Source organism: Micromonospora okii, assembly GCF_020884795.1.
Taxonomy (GTDB): Bacteria; Actinomycetota; Actinomycetes; order Mycobacteriales; family Micromonosporaceae; genus Micromonospora; species Micromonospora okii.
On record NZ_BBZF01000018.1, the window covers coordinates 1 to 19,837 of the forward strand.

A 19,837-nucleotide genomic window follows, 5' to 3' on the forward strand; every position below is an offset into this window, starting at 1 on the left:
TCGGGAGCCCGCTGCGAGACCTTGGTACGAAAGCGCCCCTCCGGGGGCCGATCCGTACCAAGGTCTCGCAGCCCGGCCCCTATGCGACCTCGACGCGGTTGACGATCCGGTCCACCAGTTCCGGCACCCACTCGACGTACTCGATCTCGGCGCCGCCCGGGTGCCGGGCGTAGAGGTAGCGGCCGGTCGGGCTGGTCGCCTCCGGTGTGGTGACCTCGCCACCGGAGGCGACCAGCTCCGCGACGACGGCGTCCAGGTCGTCGACGATCACGGTGGCCGAGGCGTGCGCGTACTGGGCCCGCTGCTCGGCCGGACCGGCGATGACCAGGAAGTCACCGATCGCGGCCAGCTCGATCGCGTCGAACCCGAACCGTAGGTCCGGCTCCGCGCCGACCAGGGTCCGCAGCAACGGCAGTGCGGCGTCCAGGTCGTCCACCCAGAGTCGGGCGTACGTCTTTCTGATGGTCATCGTCGCTGCTCCAGCCTGTCGGGGTTGCCGACCAGGACGCTAGGACAACGGCTCTGAACACGTAAAGTACGCACTTTCTGGTAAGAGGCGAGGTGCGGCGAGTGGACGAGGCGATCCCGGGCACGCCGACGGCGGCCGATGTGGCGCGGGTGGAGGCGGTGGCCCGGGAGGTGTTCGACGTGGTCGGCACCAAGTGGGCGGTGCCGGTGATCGAGGCCGTCGGCGCGGACTCGCGTCGCTTCGGCGAGTTGCACCGGCAGGTCACCGGCATCAGCCACCGGTTGCTCACCGTGACGCTGCGGCAGTTGGAACGGCACGGCCTGGTTCACCGCACGGTCCATCCCACCCTGCCCCCGCGGACCGAGTACCGACTGACCACCGCCGGGCGGGAACTGCACGGCACGATCAACGGATTCTGCCGGTGGAGCCGCCAGCACCTTGACGAGGTGCTGGCGGCGCGCCGCCGGTTCGATCGGGAGGCCGGCTGACGCTGGGTTCTCCGAATCCGCGTCGCTCGGCGAATGCGGGACAGGCGGCCACCGCCTCGCGTCCCACGCCCGCCAACGCTGACCACGGGAAGCCCGGCCCGGCGGGAGGCGGTGTTACGCCACCTCCACGAAGTCGAGTTCCGCCCAGCGGCTCAGGTAGGTGAACCGCAGCTTGTTGAAGCCCGCGTTGAGCGTCACGTCGACGCCCACCTGCCGCCAGACCTCCCAGCCCGTGTGCGGGTAGGTGACGACCTTCGGGTTCGCCCCGTTGACGGTCAGCGTGTGCTGGGCGTCGCCGTAGCCGGCGGCGTAGGCGACGTGGGCGGTGTACGCGCCGGCCCGGGGCGCGAAGACGGTCACCTCGACCCAACTGTCCGCGTAGTCGATGTACGCCACGACCTGCCCCTGCGACGTGTTCGCCGCGCCGCGCGCCGCGCAGCGGTTGAGCGTGCCGCGCTCGGCCTCGTACCGCACCCGGCTGCCCCGCACCACGGGGTAGCCGTTGGCCCAGCCCAGCGCCGCCACGTGCATGCCCCGGGCGGAGTAGTTGTTGATCCAGCCGTGGAAGACGATCTGGTCGCCGCCCGCCTCGCGCACGATGTCCGCGCCGCCCGGCCCGCGCACGGTCGAGTCCAGCGACGCGGTGGTCAGCAGCGACCGGTACGCCTTCGTGTACGGCCCGGTGAGCGAGGTCGACGTGGCGTAGCTGGTCTGGTAGCCGTCGCCGCCGTAGCCGCCGAGGGAGTAGAACAGCACGTACTGCCCGCCGACCTTGGTCAGCACGGGGGCCTCGATGACGCCGGCCTCCTCGGCGCGGTCGCTGCGCAGCAGCTCGGCCCGGCCGCCGACGAGGGTGACGCCGTCGGCGGCCACCTGGTGCAGCCAGAGGCTCGTCGGCTGGCCGATGGCGTTGCCGTCGTCCTTGTAGAGCAGGTAACGCAGGCCCGTGCTGTCGGTGAAGCTCGCCGCGTCGATGTCGCCGCCCTCGCCCGGGTTGCAGACCAGCGGTTGGGTGCCCACGGCGCTGAACGGCCCGAGCGGCGACGTGGCGAGCGCTGCGCCGATGCACTGCCGGCCGGTGGCCCGGCTGTGGGCGGTGTAGTAGAGCACGTAGCGCCCGTCGGCCCGCTGGGTGACGTCGGGGGCCCAGGTCCGGCCCCCGTCCGCCCACGCGCCGAGGGTCGGCATCGCGTCGGGCCGCCGGGTCCACGGCCCGGTCAGCGAGCTCGCCGTGGCGACCGGGACGTTCCCGTGGCCGTTGTTCGTGGAGTAGGCGTAGTAGGTGCCGCCGAACTTGACCACGTCGGGGTCCGGGAAGTCGCTCGCGATGACCAGCGACGGCGCGACGGGGGCGGCCTGGGCCACTGCCGGGCTGACGAGCAGTGGTGCGGCGACCAGCGTCGCCGCCAACCAGACGAGAACTCTTCGCATGGCGAAATCCAACCACATCTATCGATATCCTAAAAGATTCCTGCGCGCCCTCGGCGGCTGATGCCGCACTGGTTGTGCGATGCGCTGCGGCGGGGGCTGCGGGGGCTAGGCTGACCTGAGCAGAATGTCCCGCTGAGGGGGTGAGCCCGATGGCCCAGGCAGCCTTCGCGCCCGAGCCGGCGCGGCAGCAAGCCGGGCTGGCGTCGCAGCCCACCGAGCCGTCGTTCGACGTGCTGCGGTGGCACGACGAGCCGTGGACCGCCCAGCTCGCCCTCGACCTGTTGCCGGAGACCAACGGCCCCAAGGTTGAGGTCCTGAGCGGAAGCGTGATCGTGACCCCACACGCCGGATACGACCACCAGGACGCGGAGTTGGATCTCGCGTACCTGCTCAAGCAGGCGGCCCGCCGCGCCAAGCTGTGGCTCTACCTGGAGTCGAACGTCGTCTCGGGCGACGATTTGTTCATCCCGGACATCGTCATTCTCGACGTTCCGGGAGGCGGACGAACGACGATGCACATCCGCCACGCCGTACTGCTCGGTGAGATCCTCTCGCCCGGCAACCGACGTAAGGACATCATCGACCGGCCCAGGGAGTACGCCGCCGTCGGTGTGCCGTTCTTCCTCCGCGTCGACCTGCGCCACCGCGTGCCCACGATCGCGCTGTTCGAGCTGGTGGAGGGGGAGTACCGGCCGGTGGCGGCTGCTGCCGCCGGCACCCGGTTCGTGATGAGGGAGCCGTTCGAGTTCTCCATCGACCCGGCCGACCTGCTCGGCGAGGAGGCGCCGCCGGAGGAGCCCGACGCCGAGGGGTGAGGCTCCCGGCGGGCGCTTGGTGACGCTGCGGAACAATGGGCGGGTGACAATTCCCCGCGATCTCGTCCTGCTCGGGTCGACCGGCTCGGTCGGCACCCAGGCCATCGACATCGTTCGGCGCAACCCCGACCGGTTCCGGGTGGTGGCGCTCGGCGCCGGGGGCGGCAACGTCGAGCTGCTCGCCGCCCAGGCCCTCGAACTGCGCGTCGAGGCGGTCGGGGTGGCGAAGGCGTCCGCCGCGCAGGACCTCCAGCTCGCCTTCTACGCCGAGGCGAGCCGGCGCGGCTGGTCCAGCGGCGACTTCGCGCTCCCGAAGATCATCGCCGGGCCGGCCGCGATGACCGAGCTGGCGCAGTGGCCCTGCGACGTCGTGCTCAACGCGGTGGTCGGCTCGCTCGGGCTCGCGCCGACCCTGGCCGCGCTGCGCGCCGGGCGTACCCTCGCCCTGGCCAACAAGGAGTCGCTCGTGGCCGGCGGCCCCCTCGTGAAGGCGGCGGTGACGCGGCCGGGGCAGATCGTGCCCGTCGACTCCGAGCACTCGGCGCTGGCCCAGTGCCTGCGCGGCGGAACCCGGGGCGAGGTGCGGCGGCTGGTCGTCACGGCCAGCGGCGGCCCGTTCCGGGGGCGGCGGCGCGACGAGCTGACGCAGGTCACGCCGGAGCAGGCCCTCGCCCACCCGACCTGGAACATGGGCCCCGTCGTGACGATCAACTCGGCGACGATGGTCAACAAGGCGCTGGAGGTGATCGAGGCGCACGAGCTGTTCGACGTGCCGTACGCGGACATCGCCGTCATGGTCCACCCGCAGTCGGTGATCCACTCGATGGTCGAGTTCGCCGACGGGTCGACCCTCGCGCAGGCCAGCCCGCCGGACATGCGGCTGCCCATCGCGCTCGGCCTCGGCTGGCCCGACCGGGTGCCCGACGCCGCCGCCGCCGTGGACTGGACGAAGGCCCACACCTGGGAGTTCGCCCCGCTCGACGACGAGGCGTTCCCGGCGGTGGCGCTGGCCAAGGCGGCCGGTGAGGCCGGGCGCTGCCGCCCGGCGGTCTACAACGCGGCCAACGAGGAGTGCGTGGCGGCGTTCGTCGCCGGCCGGCTGCCGTTCCTCGGCATCGTCGACACCCTGCGCCGCGTGCTGGAGGACACTCCCGATTTCGCCGAACCAGGTACCGTCGAGGACGTGCTCGCCGCCGAGTCGTGGGCACGCGCGCACGCGCAGGAGATCATCGTGGCGTCGGTGGAAGGAGCTTGATGGCGTACCTGCTCGGGGTGGTGCTCTTCGCCCTGGCCATCCTCGTCTCGGTGAGCCTGCACGAGGCGGGGCACATGCTCACCGCCAAGGCCTTCGGCATGAAGGTCACCCGCTACTTCGTCGGCTTCGGCCCCACCCTCTGGTCGTTCCGGCGGGGCGAGACCGAGTACGGCGTCAAGGGCATCCCGCTCGGCGGCTTCTGCAAGATCGTCGGCATGACGCCGCAGGACGACGACGTCGAGCCCGCCGACGAGCACCGGGCCATGTGGCGCTTCCCGGTCTGGAAGCGGACGATCGTGATGTCCGCCGGCTCCATCACCCACTTCGCCCTCGCCCTCGTGGCGACCTGGATCGTGGCGATGTCCGCCGGCCTGCCGAACCCGGACTTCCCGACCACCGACGCCCAGGCCCGGCAGGAGCCCGCCGTCATCGCGCTCACCGGGTGCGTGGTGCCGGAGAACCTCGCCCGCGCCTGCGCGGCCGGCGACCCGGCCAGCCCGGCGGCGCAGGCCAACCTGCGCGACGGCGACCGGATCACCGCGCTCAACGGCACCCCGGTCAACAACTACGGCGAGCTGCTGACCGCGCTGCGCGCCACGAAGCCGGGCGAGCAGGCCACCATCTCCTACGTCCGCGACGGCCAGCCGGGGACCACGAGCACGGTGCTCGCCCAGACCCAGCGCCCGCCGCTGGACGACCCGAAGGGCCAGGTCGGCCCGGTCTCCGCGCTCGGCATCGGCCTCCAGTTCAGCACCCCCACCCGGGTCCAGTACGGCCCGGTCGGCGCGCTCGGCGGCACCGCCCGGTTCACCGGGGACATGGCCGTCAACACGTACGAGGCGATGAAGCGCATCCCGCAGAAGGTGCCCGCCCTGTGGACGGCGATCACCGGCGGCGAGCGGGACATGGACACCCCGATCAGCGTGGTCGGCGCGAGCCGGCTCGGTGGCGAGGCCGTGGAGAACAACGCCTGGTTGGTGTTCTTCATGCTCTTCATCTCGCTGAACTTCTTCATCGGCGTGTTCAACCTGCTGCCGCTGCTGCCGCTCGACGGCGGGCACATCGCCATCGCCTGGTTCGAGCGGGCCCGCTCGTGGGTCTTCGCCCGCTTCGGCAAGCCGGACCCGGGCCGCGTCGACTATCTCAAGCTCATGCCCATCACGTACGCGGTGATCCTGATCGGTGGCGCGTTCACGCTGCTGACCATCACCGCGGACGTCGTCAACCCCATCACGCTCTTCTCAAGGTGAGTGCCTGAAGTGACCGCAGTCAGTCTCGGTATGCCCGTCGCGCCGCCCCCCGCGCTCGCCCCGCGCCGGGCCAGCCGCCAGATCATGGTCGGCTCGGTGCCGGTCGGCGGGGGCGCGCCGGTGTCGGTGCAGTCGATGACCACCACCCTCACCTCCGACGTCAACGCCACCCTCCAACAGATCGCCGAGCTGACGGCCTCCGGCTGCCAGATCGTCCGGGTCGCCGTGCCCTCGCAGGACGACGTGGAGGCCCTGCCGGCCATCGCGCGCAAGTCGCAGATCCCGGTCATCGCCGACATCCACTTCCAGCCGAAGTACGTCTTCGCCGCGATCGACGCCGGCTGCGCCGCCGTGCGCGTGAACCCGGGCAACATCCGGCAGTTCGACGACAAGGTCAAGGAGATCGCGAAGGCGGCCGGCGACGCCGGGGTGCCCATCCGCATCGGCGTCAACGCCGGCTCGCTGGACAAGCGGCTGCTCGCCAAGTACGGCAGGGCCACCGCCGAGGCGCTGGTCGAGTCGGCGCTGTGGGAGTGCTCCCTGTTCGAGGAGCACGGCTTCCGCGACATCAAGATCTCTGTCAAGCACAACGACCCGGTGGTGATGATCCGGGCGTACCGGCAGCTCGCCGAGCGCTGCGACTACCCGCTGCACCTCGGCGTGACCGAGGCGGGGCCGGCGTTCCAGGGCACCATCAAGTCGGCCGTCGCCTTCGGCGCGCTGCTCGCCGAGGGCATCGGCGACACGATCCGGGTCTCGCTCTCCGCCCCGCCGGTGGAGGAGATCAAGGTCGGCAACCAGATCCTGGAGTCGCTGGGGCTGCGCGAGCGCGGCCTGGAGATCGTCTCCTGCCCGTCCTGCGGCCGGGCCCAGGTGGACGTCTACAAGCTGGCCGAGGAGGTCACCGCCGGCCTGGAGGGGCTGCCGGTGCCGCTGCGGGTGGCCGTCATGGGCTGCGTCGTCAACGGTCCGGGGGAGGCCCGCGAGGCCGACCTCGGCGTCGCCTCCGGCAACGGCAAGGGCCAGATCTTCGTCAAGGGCAAGGTCGTCAAGACCGTTCCCGAGGCGCAGATCGTGGAGACCCTGATCGAGGAGGCGCTGCGGATCGCCGACGAGATGGGCGCGGAGATCCCGGAGGACCTCCGCGACCTGCTCCCGTCGGGCCCCACGGTCACGGTCCACTGACCCACCCGGGCTGCGGTCCCGACCCGGGCCGCCCCCGCCATGTCGGCGACATGGCGGGGTCCCCGGGGCCGGGATGCCCCCGTGTCGCCGACATGCCGCCAACGGACCCACCCGGGCGGCCGTCGGCGGCGGACCGCCGGGCGGAGTCGGAGCTCAGCCCGCGCGGCCCGGGGCGATCTGGCAGGCTGGTAGCCGTGCTGACGGTGCCGGTGCGGCAACTCGGGGAGTCGGAGCGGCGCGCGGTGGAGCGGCTGCTCGACCTCGACCCGTTCGCGGGGGCGCAGGTCGCCGAGCGGATCGCCGCGCGCGGGCTGGCCTGGTGGCGGGCCGAGGGGCGGGTCCTGGGGTACGGCACGCGCCGGAACCTCGAATCGATCTGCTGGCTGGGCGGCAACCTGACTCCCGTGCTCGCCTCCGAGGCGGCCGTCGCCGCGTACGCCGACCTGCTGGCCGGCGAGGAGCGGCTCTGCTCGTCGATCGTGGGGCGGGCGGACGCGGTGCTCGGGCTCTGGGAACGGCTGGCCGGGCACTGGGGCCCGGCCCGGGACGTGCGCCCCAACCAGCCGCTGCTGGCCGCCGACTCGCCGCCGCCGGTGGTCACCGACCCCGAGGTGCGCCTGGTGCGCGGCGACGAGGTCGACCGCCTCTTCCCGGCCGCCGTGGCGATGTACACGGAGGAGGTCGGCGTCTCGCCGCTGGCCGAGGACGGCGGGCGCGGCTACCGCCGCCGGGTCGCCGACCTGGTCCGCGCCGGCCGGGCGTACGCGCGGTTCGTCGACGGCGAGGTGGTGTTCAAGGCCGAGCTGGCCGTGGTGACCCGACGCACCGCGCAGGTCCAGGGCGTCTGGGTGGCGCCGCAGTGGCGCGGCCGGGGGATCGCCACGGCGGCGATGGCGGCGGTGACCCGGGACGCGCTGCTGCGGGTCGCGCCCACGGTCAGCCTGTACGTCAACGACTTCAACCTGCCGGCCCGGCGGGTCTACGAGCGCTGCGGCTTCCGCCCCGTCGGCACCCTCGCCACCGTCCTGTTCTGAGGCGAGCACCGGCGGGCTCGGCGTAAATGCGTTGAAGGCTCCCGCCGAATCGCGCAGGGTGGGGGTACCGCCACCCATGAGTCCGGAGGATCACCGTGCGCCTTTTCCGCGACCTGTGGGCCACCTCGGCACGCCGGATGACGCTCGTCGCCGTGCTGGTCGTCCTCGGCGCCGGTGGGCAGGCCGCCGCGGCGGCGCTCGCCGGCCCGGTGCTGGTGCACCGCTCGGGGACGCTCTTCGTCGTCCTCGCCCTGGCGCTCTGCGCCGCCGTCCTCACCGACCTGGCGCTCGGGCTGTTGATGGCCGGGCTGACCGCCGACTGGTCCGCCGACGTCCGGCGGCGGCTGTGCCGGGTGGCGTTCGGGCAGAACCTGCCGACCCTGGAGACCACCCCGGTCGGCGAGCTGCTGGACCGGATCGACGGCGACGTGTACCAGGTCGCCTCCGAGGTGCGCGGCCACGGCGTACGGATCGCCCAGCTCTCGGCCACCGGGCTCTTCTCCACGCTCGTCGCCCTGGTCATCTGGTGGCCCGCCGGGGTGTGCATGATCGCCCTGACCGTGCTGCTCGGGCTCGTCCTGCGCAAGCCGACCCGGCGGATCGCCCCGGCCCGGATGGCCGAGGAGGAGGCGTGGACGGACGTCGCCGCCGTCACCGAGGAGGCCGTCCACGGCCAGGACGACGTGCGCACCACCCTGGCCCAGCCGTACGTGCTGCGGCTCTACGCCCAACGGGCCGCCGAGGTGCTGACCCGGGGCCAGCGGGTGTGGAAGATGTCGGCGGAGGTCACCACGATCGGCACGGGCGTCATCCGGGTCGGCATCGTCGGCGTGGTGCTCGGCGGGGCGTGGGCGCTGGCCGCCGGGCGGATCGACGCCGCCCGGCTGACCGCCGTGTGGCTGCTGGTGCTGGCCTTCGGGGCGACCGTCGAGCACGTCAGCCGGATGCTGCCCGAGCTCCAGGTCGCGTTCGGCGCGTGGGGTCGGGTGCAGTTGTTGCAGGACGCCCCGCAGGAGCCGACCGGCGGCCGGGAGCCGGTCGAGGGTGACCTGGTCGTCCGCGACCTCACCTTCCGCTACCCGGCCGGCAGCGCGGAGGGCGACCGCGGGCCCGCGCTGCGGGGGGTGTCGCTGACCTTCCGCCGGGGCCGGTCGTACGCCCTGGTCGGGCGGACCGGCTCGGGCAAGTCCACGCTGGCGAAGGTGCTCACCCGGGCGGTGGACCTGCCCCGGGGCGCCGTCCTGCTGGGCGGGGTCGACCTGCTGGAGCTCGACGTCGAGCGGCTGCGCCGGTGGATCGCCGTGGTGCCGCAGCGCACCGAGATCCTGGCCGGCACCCTCGCCGAGAACGTCGCCCTGTTCGACCCGGCCCTGCTTTCTGACGCCGCCCGGGCGCTGGACGAGCTGGGGCTCGCCGGGTGGGTCGCCGAGCTGCCCGACGGGCTGGACACCCGGCTCGGCGAGGGCGGGTACGTGCTGTCGGCCGGGCAGGAGCAGCTCGTGGCCTTCGCCCGCATCCTGGTCCGCGACCCGCAGGTGGTGATCCTCGACGAGGCCACCGCCCGGCTGGACCCGGTCACCGAGACGCTCGTGCAGCGGGCCACCGACCGGATGCTCGCCGGCCGGATCGGCGTCGTCATCGCGCACCGGCTCTCCTCGGTGCGTCGCTGCGACGAGGTGGTGGTGCTGGCAGACGGGGCGGTGGTCGAGGCCGGCCCGCTGCGCTCCTCGCAGCGCTTCGCCGAGCTGCTGGCCGTCAGCCACGCGTCCGCGTACGCCGAGGCGGGCACGGCCGGGCGCGGCGGCGGCGTCGCGGTGCTGACGGACCCGGCCGGGCCGACCCCGGCGGCGGACGCTCCCGCCGATCTGCTCCCCGCCGGGCCTGGGTCGCCGCCCTCGGCGGGCGGTCCCGCCGGGCCGGGCGCGGTGAGCCGTCCGGCCGGGCCCGGCACGCCGGTCGGCGTCGCGCGGGCGAAGGCCGACCCGCCGCCGCTGCCGCCGGCACCGCCCGTGCGGACCATGCGGGAGATCTTCCGCCTGACCGTCAACGACCCGAGGTACGGCCTGACGGCGATCGTCCTGTTCACGCTCGGCGGCCTGCTCGGCCTGGACGGCGCGGTGCTGCCCTGGCTCTGGGCGGACCTGGTGGACGGGGTCGGCGGGGTGTGGTGGCCGGCGCTCGGGATCGTGACCGGGCTGCTGGTGACCACGCCCGTGACCTACCTGACCAGCCGCTGGTTCCCCGTCTGGTGGGTCCGGCAGATGCTGCGGATCGGCCTGCGGCTGGTGCACGGGCAGACCGGGCCGCGCCGGGTCAGCCGGCACACCCCGGCCGAGGTGGTCGCCCAGGGCGGCGACACCGAGCGGGTGGTGATGCTCGCCGACAACCTGCTCGACCAGGGCATCGCCCTGATCGCCGTGGTGACGATGACGGTGGTCTCCGGCACCCTGGTGCCGGCCGCGTTCTTCGTCGGGACCATGGTCGTCTCCGGGCTGGCGGCGACGCTGTTCGGGCCGGGCCTGGAGCGTTCCGCGCGGGCCACGGTCGCCGCCCGGGCGGCGTTCGCCACCGCGCTGGTCTCCTCGCTGTCGGCCGCCCGCACGGTGAAGCTCGCCGGCGCCACCCGGCCGGTGCTGGCCCACCTGGCCGGCCTGGACGTCACCCGCAGCGACCGGCAGCGCCGGGAGATCGTGGCACAGGTGTGGGCCCGGTCGACCCCCTCGCTGGTCAGCGGCCTGCTGCCGATCGGCGCGTGGGCGCTCTACCTCGCCGGGGAGCTCTCCGCCGGGGCCACCCTCGTGGCGGTCTCCACCCTCGGCGCGGCCCGTTGGTTCGCGTGGACCACGGCGTCGCTGGTCTCCCAGTACCCGTCCGCCCGGGTGTGGACGCGCCGGACGGTGGAGATGGCGGGGGTGGGGACGTACTCGGCGGCGGTGCCCGGGGTCGACCTGGTCGCCGGCACCGCGCCCACGCCGGAGGTCCCGGCCCGGCACCCGCTGCGCCGGCTGGAGCTGGTCGGCTTCGGCGCGCTGCACACCGACGGCACGCTCGCCGTCCACGACGTCGACCTGACCGTCGAGCGGGGGCAGTTGGTGCTCGTCGTCGGCCCGGTCGGCTCCGGCAAGTCGTCGCTGCTGCGCGCCCTCGCCGGCATCGTGCACCACACCGGCACGCTGCGCTGGAACGACGAGCCGGTCACCGCGCCGGAGCTGTTCCTGCGCCCCCAGCAGGTCGGGTACGTCGGCCAGCTCCCCCGGGTGCTCTCCGGCACGGTCGCCGACAACGTGGCCCTCGGCCACGACGTGGACGCGGCGGCGGCGGTCTCCACCGCCCAGCTCGAACACGACCTGGCGGCGGCGGGCGGCGGGCTCGGGCTGCTCATCGGGCACAAGGGGACGCGGCTGTCGGGCGGCCAGCTCCAGCGGCTGGCGCTGGCGCGGGCGCTCGCCCCGCGCACCGAGCTGCTGGTCGCCGACGACGTCTCCTCGGCGCTGGACGTCACCACGGAGCTGGAGCTGTGGGCGGCGCTGCGCGCGCACGGGGTGACGGTGGTCGGCTCGACGTCGAAGCGGGCCGCCCTGGTCCGCGCCGACCAGGTGGTGGTGCTGGTCGGCGGCGAGGTGGCGGCCCGGGGCCCCTGGCGCGACCTGGAGGACGACTGGGGCCACCTGGCGGGCTGACCGCCGGGTTGCCCGGTGTCAGAAGGCGTGGGCGTATCGGTCGGGCCAGGCCGGCCCTCTTGGTCCCGCCGCGCGGGTCAGAAGGCGTGGGCGTATCGGTCGGGCCAGGCCGGCCCTCTTGGTCCCGCCGCGCCGGTCAGAAGGCGCGGACGTACTGGTCGGGCCAGGCCGGCTCCGCGCCGAGCTTCGCCGCCGCCCGCCGGGGCCAGTACGGGTCGCGCAGCAGCTCGCGGCCGAGCAGGACCAGGTCCGCCTCCCCGCTCGCCACGATCTGCTCGGCCTGCTCCGGCTCGACGATCAGGCCGACCGCGCCGGTCGGCACGCCGGCCTCCCGGCGGATCCGGGCGGCGAGCGGCACCTGGTAACCCGGGCCGACCGGGATCGTCGCCGAGGCGGCGGCCCCGCCGGAGGAGGTGTCCAGCAGGTCGACCCCGGCCGCCGCCAGCTCCCCGGCGAGCACCACGCTGTCCTCCACGGTCCAGCCGCCCTCGGTCCAGTCGGTGGCGGAGACCCGGGCCAGCACCGGCACCCGCTCGCCGATCGTCGCCCGGACGGCCCGGGCCACCTCCAGCGTCAGCCGCATCCGGCCGGCCCGGTCGCCGCCCCAGGCGTCGTCGCGGTGGTTGGTCAACGGCGACAGGAACTCGTGCAGCAGGTAGCCGTGCGCGGCGTGGATCTCCACGGCGGCGAACCCGGCGTCCACGGCCCGGCCGGCGGCCGTGGCGAACGCCTCCACGACGCCCGCGATCCCGGCCTCGTCCAGCGCGGTGGGCACCCGGTAGTCGGGGACGAACGGCTCCGCGCCGGGGCCGACCGGCGTCCAGCCGCCCTCGGCGTCCGGCACCCCGCCGCGCCGGTCCGCCCACGGCCGGTACGTCGACGCCTTGAACCCGGCGTGCGCGAGCTGCACGGCCGGCACCGACCCGTGGTCGGCGACGAACGCGGTGATCGGCCGCCACGCGTCCACGTGCGCCCCGGACCACAGGCCGGTGTCCTGGGGGCTGATCCGACCCTCGGGCACCACGGCGGTCGCCTCGGTGATCACCAGGCCCGCGCCGCCGACCGCGCGGGAGCCGAGGTGCACCCGGTGCCAGTCGGTCGGCAGGCCGTCCGGGCCCGCGCTGTACTGGCACATCGGGGCCATGCCGACCCGGTTGGGCAGGGTGACCCCGCGCAGCGCCAACGGCTCGAAAAGGCTGCTCATGCGATCGATCCTCTCGTTCGCCCCACTCCCACCCGGCCCCGCCCCCCGCCCTCCCGCCCCGTCCGGCGTGCCCGCCGTCCGGCGGTGATCAAGAGGATTGCGTCGGGAACGATCTCCGTCGTGACGCGAACCTCTTGATCGACGCGGTGTCGGGGGCCGGGCTGCGGCGCGGTGGCAGGGGTCTGCGCGGTGTCAGGCGCCGGCGGGGACGGGGGTCGGCTTGTCGGCGCGGGGGGTGGTGGGGGTGGGGTGGGTGACCTCGTCGGGCTCGGTCAGGTCGCGGCGGCCCGCCGAGGCGTACGCGGCCCGGTCCAGGGTGCCCTCGCGGGCGGCGACGATCGTCGGGACGACGGCCTGGCCCGCCACGTTGGTGGCGGTGCGGATCATGTCGAGGATCGGGTCGATGGCCAGCAGCAGGCCGGCGCCGGCCAGCGGCAGGCCCAGCGTGCTCAGGGTCAGGGTCAGCATCACGATCGCGCCGGTCAGGCCGGCGGTCGCGGCCGAGCCGACCACGGAGACGAACGCGATCAGCAGGTAGTCGCCGACGCCGAGGTCCACCCCGAAGACCTGCGCGACGAAGATCGCCGCGAGCGCCGGGTAGATCGCGGCGCAGCCGTCCATCTTCGTGGTGGCCCCGAACGGCACCGCGAACGCGGCGTACTCGCGGGGCACGCCGAGGCGCTCGACGGAACGCTGGGTCACCGGCATGGTGCCGACGGAGGAGCGGGATACGAAGGCCAGCTCGATCGCCGGCCACGCCCCGGCGAAGAAGCGCAGCGGGTTGAGCCGGCCGGCGGCCACCAGCAGCAGCGGGTAGACGACGAACAGCACGATCGCGCAGCCGACGTACACGGCGGTGGTGAACTTCGCGAGCGGGGCCAGCAGGTCCCAGCCGTACGAGGCGACGGCGTGGCCGATCAGGCCGAGCGTGCCGATCGGGGCGAGCCGGATGACCCACCACAGCGCCTTCTGCACGATCTCCAGCAGCGACCGGTTGAGCGCCACGAACGGCTCGGCGGCCTCGCCGACCAGCAGCGCGGCGGCCCCCACCACCACGGCGAGGAAAACGATCTGGAGCACGTTGCCCTCGACGAACGCGCCGACCGGGTTGGTGGGCACGATGCCGGTGAGGAAGTCGGTCCAGGAGCCGGTCCGCTTCGGCGCGGTGGCGGCGCCCAGGTCGAGGGTGACGCCCCGGCCCGGGTCGGTAAGCAGGCCGAGGCCGATGCCGATGCCGACCGCGACGAGCGCGGTGACGGCGAACCAGAGCAGGGTCTTCAGCGCCAGCCGGGCCGCGTTCGCCACGCCGCGCAGGCTGACCACGCTGACCACGATGGCGGTGAAGACCAGCGGCGGTACGGCCAGCTTGAGGAGCTGGACGAAGAGGCCGCCGACGGTGTCGAGGGTGCTGGCCAGCCAGCTCAGGTCGTTGGCGCGGGCGAGGAAGCCCAGCGCCACGCCGAGCACGAGGCCCAGCAGGATCTGGAGGGAGAAGGGGAACTTGCGCAGGGCGGAAGCCATGGGACGTCCAAGGTCTGGAGAGGGGCGGTCGGTCGGGCGGGCGTCAGGAGACGGGCCGCGCCGGACAGACGCCGCTGGCCTGTCGTCGCAGATCGACGTACAGGCGCACGGTGAGGTGCCAGACATTGGTCATCGCCGTTCGACGATACGCCGACCCCGTCCGGGGCGGAAGAACCGCAGGCGGTGAGGCTTCTTACAGCCGTGGTGAGGAAGGGGCCCCTCCTCTACCGGAAGCGTTAAGAAGGTGCCCCTCCTTCCGCCCGGCCGGCGGCCCGCCCACCGCGCCGGGCCGGGCCGCGCGGATATCCTGACCCCGTCGCCGTGACCCGGCGTCCCCCTGCGTCTCGCCCTTCCCACCCCCACGAAGGACTACGTCGATGACCGTGGCATATCTCGTTGCCGGTGTCCGCACCCCCATCGGCCGGTACGGCGGCGCCCTGTCCGGCGTGCGCCCCGACGACCTGGCCGCGCACGTGATCCGCGAGCTGGTCGCCCGGCACCCGGCGGTGGACTGGGCCCGCGTCGACGACGTGGTGCTGGGCTGCGCCAACCAGGCCGGCGAGGACAACCGCAACGTCGCCCGGATGGCCGCGCTGCTGGCCGGGCTGCCCGGCGAGGTGCCCGGCAGCACCGTCAACCGGCTCTGCGGCTCGGGGCTGGACGCGCTGGCCACCGCCGCCCGGCAGGTCGTCGCCGGTGAGGCGGAGCTGGTCGTCGCCGGCGGGGTGGAGAGCATGAGCCGCGCGCCGTTCGTCATGCCGAAGGCCACCTCGGCGTTCTCCCGGGCCGCCGAGGTGTACGACACCACGATCGGCTGGCGGCTGGTCAACCCGCTGATGGAGAAGGGGTGGGGCATCGACTCGATGCCCGAGACCGCCGAGAACGTGGCCGCCGAGTACGCCGTGGACCGCGCCGCGCAGGACGCCTTCGCGTACCGGTCGCAGCAGCGGGCCGCGAAGGCGCAGGCCGACGGCCGGTTCGCCGAGGAGATCGTGCCGGTGACCGTGCCGGCGGGCCGGCGCGAGACGAAGCTGGTGGAGGTCGACGAGCACCCCCGCGAGACGTCGCTGGAGAAGCTCTCGGCGCTGCCCACCCCGTTCCGTTCCGGTGGCACGGTGACCGCCGGCAACTCCTCGGGCGTCAACGACGGGGCCGTGGCCCTGCTGGTGGCCGGCGAGTCGGCCGTGGCCCGGTACGGCCTGACCCCGCTGGCGCGGATCGTCGGGGCCGCCGCGGCCGGGGTGCCGCCCCGGGTCATGGGGATCGGGCCGGTGCCGGCCACCCGCAAGCTGCTCGACCGGCTCGGCGTCGACCTGGGCGCGGTCGACGTGATCGAGCTGAACGAGGCGTTCGCGGCCCAGTCGGTGGCGGTGCTGCGCGAGCTGGGGCTGCCGGAGGACGCCGAGCACGTCAACCCCAACGGCGGGGCCATCGCGCTCGGTCACCCGCTGGGGGCCAGCGGGGCACGCCTGGCGCTGACCGCCGCGCTGGAGCTGCGTCGCCGCGACGCCCGTCGCGCGGTCGCCACGATGTGCGTCGGCGTGGGGCAGGGCATCTCGCTGATGCTGGAGTCAGTTGCCTGACCTGCGCCCGGCGGACTTCCCAGGTCTCGCCTACGGTAAGGCCAGCGGCCTAGAGTGTTCCACACCACACACCCTGCGGGCTGCCGGCCTGGGCGGGCGGCTCCACGCGCTCCGGCGGTCGGCTCGACCCGTGGCGCGTCGACGACTGGCGGGAGCGACAACATGGCGGACGGGCTTTCCAGCGGGATCGATCTGAGCCGGCCGAGCGCGGCCCGGGTCTACGACTACTTCCTCGGCGGCGCGCACAACTTCGAGATCGACCGGCAACTGGCCGAGCAGATCGCCCGTACGACGCCGAACCTGGCGGCCACGATGCGCGCGGGCCGGCAGTTCCTGCGGCGCGCCGTGCGGACGCTGCTCGACGCCGGCATCGACCAGTTCCTCGACATCGGCTCGGGAATTCCCACCGTGGGCAATGTGCACGAGGTCGCCCGGGCCGCGAACCCGAAGGCCCGGGTGGTGTACGTGGACATCGACCCGGTCGCCGTGGCCCACAGCCGGGAGCTGCTGGCCGACGACGACCTGACCGGGGTGATCCACGCCGACCTGCGCGACCCGGAGCGCATCCTCGCCGAGTCCCGGGCGACGGGCCTGCTCGACCTCGGCCGGCCGGTCGGCATCCTGCTCGCCGGGGTGGTGCACTTCGTCCCCGACGCCGACCGCCCCGCCGAGATCCTCGCCACCCTGCGGGCCGCCGCCGCGCCCGGCAGCTTCCTGGTCGTCTCGCACTCCACGTTCGAGGACCAGCCGCAGGAGATGCTGGACGCGCAGCGGCTCTCGGCGCGTACCGACACCGAGATCACGCTGCGGTCCCGGGCCGAGATCACCGGCTACTTCGGCGACTGGACGATCCTGGAGCCCGGCGTGGTGCACATGCCGCTGTGGCGGCCCGACTCGCCGTCCGACGCGGACGACCACCCCGAGCGGTTCGGCGCGTTCGGCGGCGTCGCCCGGTACGACCAGCCGGCCGGCTAGGCCGAGGTGACCGCCGTGCCGGAATTCGGCGGCGAGCCGTTGCACCCCGACGGCGCCCGGGCGTTCGCCGCCGCCTGGGCCTGGGAGGCGCACCAGCTCGGGTTCGTGCCGCTGAGCATGGCCGAGACCGAGCGGCTCCTGCTCGTGCACACCGTACGGCTGGCCCGGGCGCTGCTCGCCGAGGACTTCACCGCCCAGCCCGCCGGGGACGTCGGCCGGGCGCTGGTCGAGGCGCACCTGACCGAGCCGGGTCTGCTCGACTGGATGGTCACCGCGCTCGGGGAGCGGTTCGTGGCCGAGGTGCTCCCCGTCCGGGCGGGCCTGCCCGGCACGGCCGAGCGGGTCGCCGCCCTCCAGGGTCGGCTGGCCGCCGGCTTCGCCCGCGCGCTGCGCGCCCGGACCTTCCACCAGCAGGAGAGCATCGCCCGCAGCGCCTGGCTTGCCCGGGACGCCGCCGAGCAGGCGCTGCGGGACAGCGAGGCGCGCTTCCGCGCCGTCTTCACCGGGGCGGCCATCGGCATCGGCATCGCCGGCGTCGACGGGCGGATCACCGACGTCAACCAGTCCTTCGCCGACATGCTCGGCTACTCCATCGAGGAACTGCGCGAGATCGACGTGGCGTCGCTGACCCACCCCGACGACGCCGCCGGGATGTGGGAACTCTACCGGGAGTTGATCGAGGGCAAGCACGACTCGGCCCGGGTCGAGAAGCGCTACTACCGCAAGGACGGCAGCGTGGTCTGGACCGACCTGGCCGTCTCGCTGATCCGGTACGACGACGGCCGGCCCCGCTTCACCGTGGCGATGATCGAGGACATCACCGAGCGGTACGAGCTCCAGCAGCGGCTCACCTTCCAGGCGCTGCACGACCCGCTCACCGACCTGCCCAACCGGACGCTGTTCTTCGAGACCCTGGGCCGGGTCCTCGACGACGCCGGCCCGGACCACCGGGTCGGGGTCTGCTTCCTCGACCTGGACGGCTTCAAGGCGGTCAACGACGGCTTCGGTCACGACCTCGGCGACCGGCTGCTGGTCACGATCGCCCGCCGGCTGGCCGAGTGCGTCGCCGGGCGCGGCCACCTGGTCGCCCGGATGGGCGGCGACGAGTTCGTCATCCTCGTCGACGGCGGCGACGGCCTCGACGAGGCGGTGGGCGTCGCCGAGATGGCACTGGCGGCGGTCTCCGCCCCGGTGCGCGTCGGCGGGCACCAGCTCAGCGTGTCGGCCAGCGTCGGCATCGTGGAGTGCCCGTGCGCCGAGACCAGCGCGTCGGAGCTGATGAAGGCCGCCGACACCACCCTCTACTGGGCCAAGGCCGACGGGCGCGGCCGGTGGGCCGTCTACGACCCCGAGCGCAGCGCCCGCGACCTCGCCCGCGCGGCGCTGGCCGCCGGCCTGCCAGCCGCGCTGGAGCGGGGCGAGTTCGTGGTCCACTACCAGCCGATCGTGTCGCTGCTCGACTCGTCCATGGTGGCCGTGGAGGCGCTGGTCCGCTGGCAGCACCCCGAGCTGGGGCTGGTCGGGCCGGACCGGTTCATCGGGCTGGCCGAGGAGACCGGGCTGATCGTCCAGCTCGGCGAGTGGGTGCTGCGGCAGGCGTGCCGCGACGCCGAGGCGTGGCACCGGGAGTTCCCGGAGGGGAAGCTGATGGTGAGCGTCAACCTGGCCGCCCGGCAGGCCGACGACCCGGCCATCGTGGAGACGGTGGCGGACGCGCTGCGCTCCACGCGGCTGCCCGCCGCCCTGCTCCAGCTCGAACTGACCGAGAGCGCCGTGATGGGCAGCGCGGCCGAGCCGCTGCGGTCGCTGCAACAGCTCGCCGACCTCGGCGTACGGCTGGCGATCGACGACTTCGGCACCGGCTACTCGAACCTGGCGTACCTGCGGCGGTTGCCCATCCACTGCCTGAAGCTCGCCGGGCCGTTCGTGGAGGGCATCCGGGCCGACGACCCCGGCGCAGCCGACCGCCGCGACGAGCGGATCGTGGACGCGCTGGTCCGGCTCGCCCACGCGCTGGAGCTGTGGGTGACCGCCGAGGCGGTGGAGACACCGGCGCAGGCCGAGCGGCTGCAGGCGCTGCGCTGCGACACGGGGCAGGGCCGCTGGTTCGGCGGCCCGGTGCCGGCCGCGGGCATCACGGCCCGGCTGCGCGGCGAGGGCACGCCGTGAGCCTCACCGACTCGCAGGCGCTGGTGACGCTGGTGGCCGCGCTGGCCATCGTCGCCGGCCTGGCCGGCGTGGTGGTGCCGGGGCTGCCCGCGCTGCCGCTGTGCTGGGGCGGGGTGCTGGTCTGGGCGCTGTTCGGCGAGGCCGGGCCGGGCCGCTGGGCGGTGCTGGCCGCCGCGACGGTGGTGGTCGTCGGCGGCACGGTCGTCAAGTACCTGTGGCCGGGGCGGAACCTGAAACGGACGGGCGTGCCGACGTCGTCGCTGCTGGCCGGCGGCCTGCTCGGGCTGGTCGGGTTCTTCGTCGTGCCCGTCGTCGGGCTGGTGCTCGGCTTCGTCGGCGGGGTGTGGGCGGCCGAGCGGCTGCGGTTGGGCAGCCACCAGCTCGCCTGGCCGTCAACGGTGCAGGCGCTCAAGGCCGCCGGGCTGTCGATGCTGGTGGAGTTCCTGGCCGGCGTGGTCGTGGCGGTGCTCTGGGTCGCGGGGCTGCTGTTCGCCTGAGCGCGGCGCGGCCGGGAGCGGCCACCTGAACCGATGCCTGCCAGGCCAGGGCTGCTTCCATTGCCGCCCTGAGGACTCAGGGGCGCTTCGACCCGGGCCAGCGGGGGATCAGGAAGCCGAGCACAAGCCCGAATACCGCGAGCCCGACGCCGATGAAAGCCCAGGCAGGGGCTTCCGCCTCTCGAAGCAGGAACATCAGGATGCCGACGAGAAGGGTGGAGAGGATCACGACGTGGAGAGCGGTGGCTGGATGTAGCGGATTCTTCGACATTTTGTCAGAA

General features: G+C 73.9%; 16 protein-coding genes. 11 read left to right on the top strand and 5 right to left on the bottom strand.

All coding sequences use genetic code 11. The features are described 5' to 3' along the window. Positions 1–79 precede the first annotated feature (79 nt). On the bottom strand, positions 80–469 hold the full coding sequence (locus LPU43_RS15340) for a VOC family protein (RefSeq protein WP_229401116.1): 390 nt from the start codon (positions 467–469) through the stop codon (positions 80–82). 101 nt (positions 470–570) lie between these two features. On the opposite strand from LPU43_RS15340, the gene LPU43_RS15345 reads away from it, so the two are divergent. Continuing rightward, on the top strand, positions 571–957 hold the full coding sequence (locus LPU43_RS15345; RefSeq protein ID WP_229401117.1) for a winged helix-turn-helix transcriptional regulator: 387 nt from the start codon (positions 571–573) through the stop codon (positions 955–957). 114 nt (positions 958–1,071) lie between these two features. On the opposite strand, the gene LPU43_RS15350 is transcribed toward LPU43_RS15345, so the two are convergent. After that, the gene (locus tag LPU43_RS15350; RefSeq protein WP_229401118.1) at positions 1,072–2,388 is read right to left on the bottom strand and encodes a family 43 glycosylhydrolase; all 1,317 of its coding nucleotides are present in this window, start codon (positions 2,386–2,388) and stop codon (positions 1,072–1,074) included. 149 nt (positions 2,389–2,537) lie between these two features. On the opposite strand from LPU43_RS15350, the gene LPU43_RS15355 reads away from it, so the two are divergent. The 6 genes from LPU43_RS15355 (at position 2,538) to LPU43_RS15380 (ending at position 11,607) form a co-directional block, all read left to right on the top strand. Further along, positions 2,538–3,203 carry a Uma2 family endonuclease gene (locus LPU43_RS15355; protein WP_229401119.1) on the top strand — a complete coding sequence of 222 codons (666 nt, stop codon included), beginning with the start codon at positions 2,538–2,540 and terminating at the stop codon, positions 3,201–3,203. 43 nt (positions 3,204–3,246) lie between these two features. Next, positions 3,247–4,458, top strand: coding sequence for a 1-deoxy-D-xylulose-5-phosphate reductoisomerase (dxr, locus tag LPU43_RS15360; RefSeq protein ID WP_229401120.1), 1,212 nt, complete (start codon positions 3,247–3,249; stop codon positions 4,456–4,458). Beyond that, positions 4,458–5,708 carry a M50 family metallopeptidase gene (locus LPU43_RS15365; RefSeq protein ID WP_229401121.1) on the top strand — a complete coding sequence of 417 codons (1,251 nt, stop codon included), beginning with the start codon at positions 4,458–4,460 and terminating at the stop codon, positions 5,706–5,708. The genes dxr and LPU43_RS15365 overlap by 1 nt, the downstream gene beginning before the upstream one ends. A 9-nt stretch (positions 5,709–5,717) precedes the next feature. Next, on the top strand, positions 5,718–6,893 hold the full coding sequence (gene ispG, locus LPU43_RS15370; RefSeq protein WP_229401122.1) for a flavodoxin-dependent (E)-4-hydroxy-3-methylbut-2-enyl-diphosphate synthase: 1,176 nt from the start codon (positions 5,718–5,720) through the stop codon (positions 6,891–6,893). Between the two features lie 194 nt (positions 6,894–7,087). Then, positions 7,088–7,927, top strand: coding sequence for a GNAT family N-acetyltransferase (locus LPU43_RS15375; protein ID WP_229401123.1), 840 nt, complete (start codon positions 7,088–7,090; stop codon positions 7,925–7,927). A gap of 95 nt (positions 7,928–8,022) precedes the next feature. After that, the gene (locus LPU43_RS15380) at positions 8,023–11,607 is read left to right on the top strand and encodes an ATP-binding cassette domain-containing protein (protein WP_229401124.1); all 3,585 of its coding nucleotides are present in this window, start codon (positions 8,023–8,025) and stop codon (positions 11,605–11,607) included. Positions 11,608–11,743: 136 nt separating this feature from the next. Here the strand turns inward: LPU43_RS15380 and LPU43_RS15385 are convergent, their stop codons facing one another. After that, positions 11,744–12,811, bottom strand: coding sequence for an NADH:flavin oxidoreductase/NADH oxidase (locus LPU43_RS15385; RefSeq protein ID WP_229401125.1), 1,068 nt, complete (start codon positions 12,809–12,811; stop codon positions 11,744–11,746). A gap of 192 nt (positions 12,812–13,003) precedes the next feature. After that, positions 13,004–14,320, bottom strand: coding sequence for a dicarboxylate/amino acid:cation symporter (locus LPU43_RS15390; protein ID WP_229401386.1), 1,317 nt, complete (start codon positions 14,318–14,320; stop codon positions 13,004–13,006). A 389-nt stretch (positions 14,321–14,709) separates the two neighbouring features. Here LPU43_RS15390 and pcaF point away from each other — a divergent pair, with 389 nt between their 5' ends. From pcaF to LPU43_RS15410, 4 genes are all read left to right on the top strand, one after another. Beyond that, positions 14,710–15,915, top strand: a complete 1,206-nt coding sequence (gene pcaF / locus LPU43_RS15395) for a 3-oxoadipyl-CoA thiolase (RefSeq protein WP_229401126.1) — start codon at positions 14,710–14,712, stop codon at positions 15,913–15,915. 162 nt (positions 15,916–16,077) lie between these two features. Continuing rightward, entirely contained in the window at positions 16,078–16,890 is an 813-nt protein-coding gene (locus tag LPU43_RS15400) for an SAM-dependent methyltransferase (RefSeq protein ID WP_229401127.1), read from the top strand. Positions 16,891–16,896: 6 nt separating this feature from the next. Beyond that, entirely contained in the window at positions 16,897–19,059 is a 2,163-nt protein-coding gene (locus LPU43_RS15405) for a putative bifunctional diguanylate cyclase/phosphodiesterase (protein ID WP_373321720.1), read from the top strand. After that, on the top strand, positions 19,056–19,556 hold the full coding sequence (locus LPU43_RS15410) for a DUF456 domain-containing protein (protein WP_229401129.1): 501 nt from the start codon (positions 19,056–19,058) through the stop codon (positions 19,554–19,556). The genes LPU43_RS15405 and LPU43_RS15410 overlap by 4 nt, the downstream gene beginning before the upstream one ends. Positions 19,557–19,632: 76 nt before the next feature. Here LPU43_RS15410 and LPU43_RS15415 read toward each other — a convergent pair whose 3' ends face one another. After that, complete coding sequence (locus tag LPU43_RS15415; RefSeq protein WP_229401130.1) at positions 19,633–19,827, bottom strand: hypothetical protein; 195 nt, start codon at positions 19,825–19,827, stop codon at positions 19,633–19,635. Positions 19,828–19,837 lie beyond the last annotated feature (10 nt).

Excerpts from the sequence above, each read along its gene's own strand:
- LPU43_RS15340 (WP_229401116.1), bottom strand. The coding sequence starts at position 469 with ATGACCATCAGAAAGACGTACGCCCGACTCTGGGTGGACGACCTGGAC.
- LPU43_RS15350 (WP_229401118.1), bottom strand. The coding sequence starts at position 2,388 with ATGCGAAGAGTTCTCGTCTGGTTGGCGGCGACGCTGGTCGCCGCACCA.
- LPU43_RS15355 (WP_229401119.1), top strand. The coding sequence starts at position 2,538 with ATGGCCCAGGCAGCCTTCGCGCCCGAGCCGGCGCGGCAGCAAGCCGGG.
- LPU43_RS15365 (WP_229401121.1), top strand. The coding sequence starts at position 4,458 with ATGGCGTACCTGCTCGGGGTGGTGCTCTTCGCCCTGGCCATCCTCGTC.
- LPU43_RS15385 (WP_229401125.1), bottom strand. The coding sequence starts at position 12,811 with ATGAGCAGCCTTTTCGAGCCGTTGGCGCTGCGCGGGGTCACCCTGCCC.
- pcaF (WP_229401126.1), top strand. The coding sequence starts at position 14,710 with ATGACCGTGGCATATCTCGTTGCCGGTGTCCGCACCCCCATCGGCCGG.
- LPU43_RS15400 (WP_229401127.1), top strand. The coding sequence starts at position 16,078 with ATGGCGGACGGGCTTTCCAGCGGGATCGATCTGAGCCGGCCGAGCGCG.
- LPU43_RS15415 (WP_229401130.1), bottom strand. The coding sequence starts at position 19,827 with ATGTCGAAGAATCCGCTACATCCAGCCACCGCTCTCCACGTCGTGATC.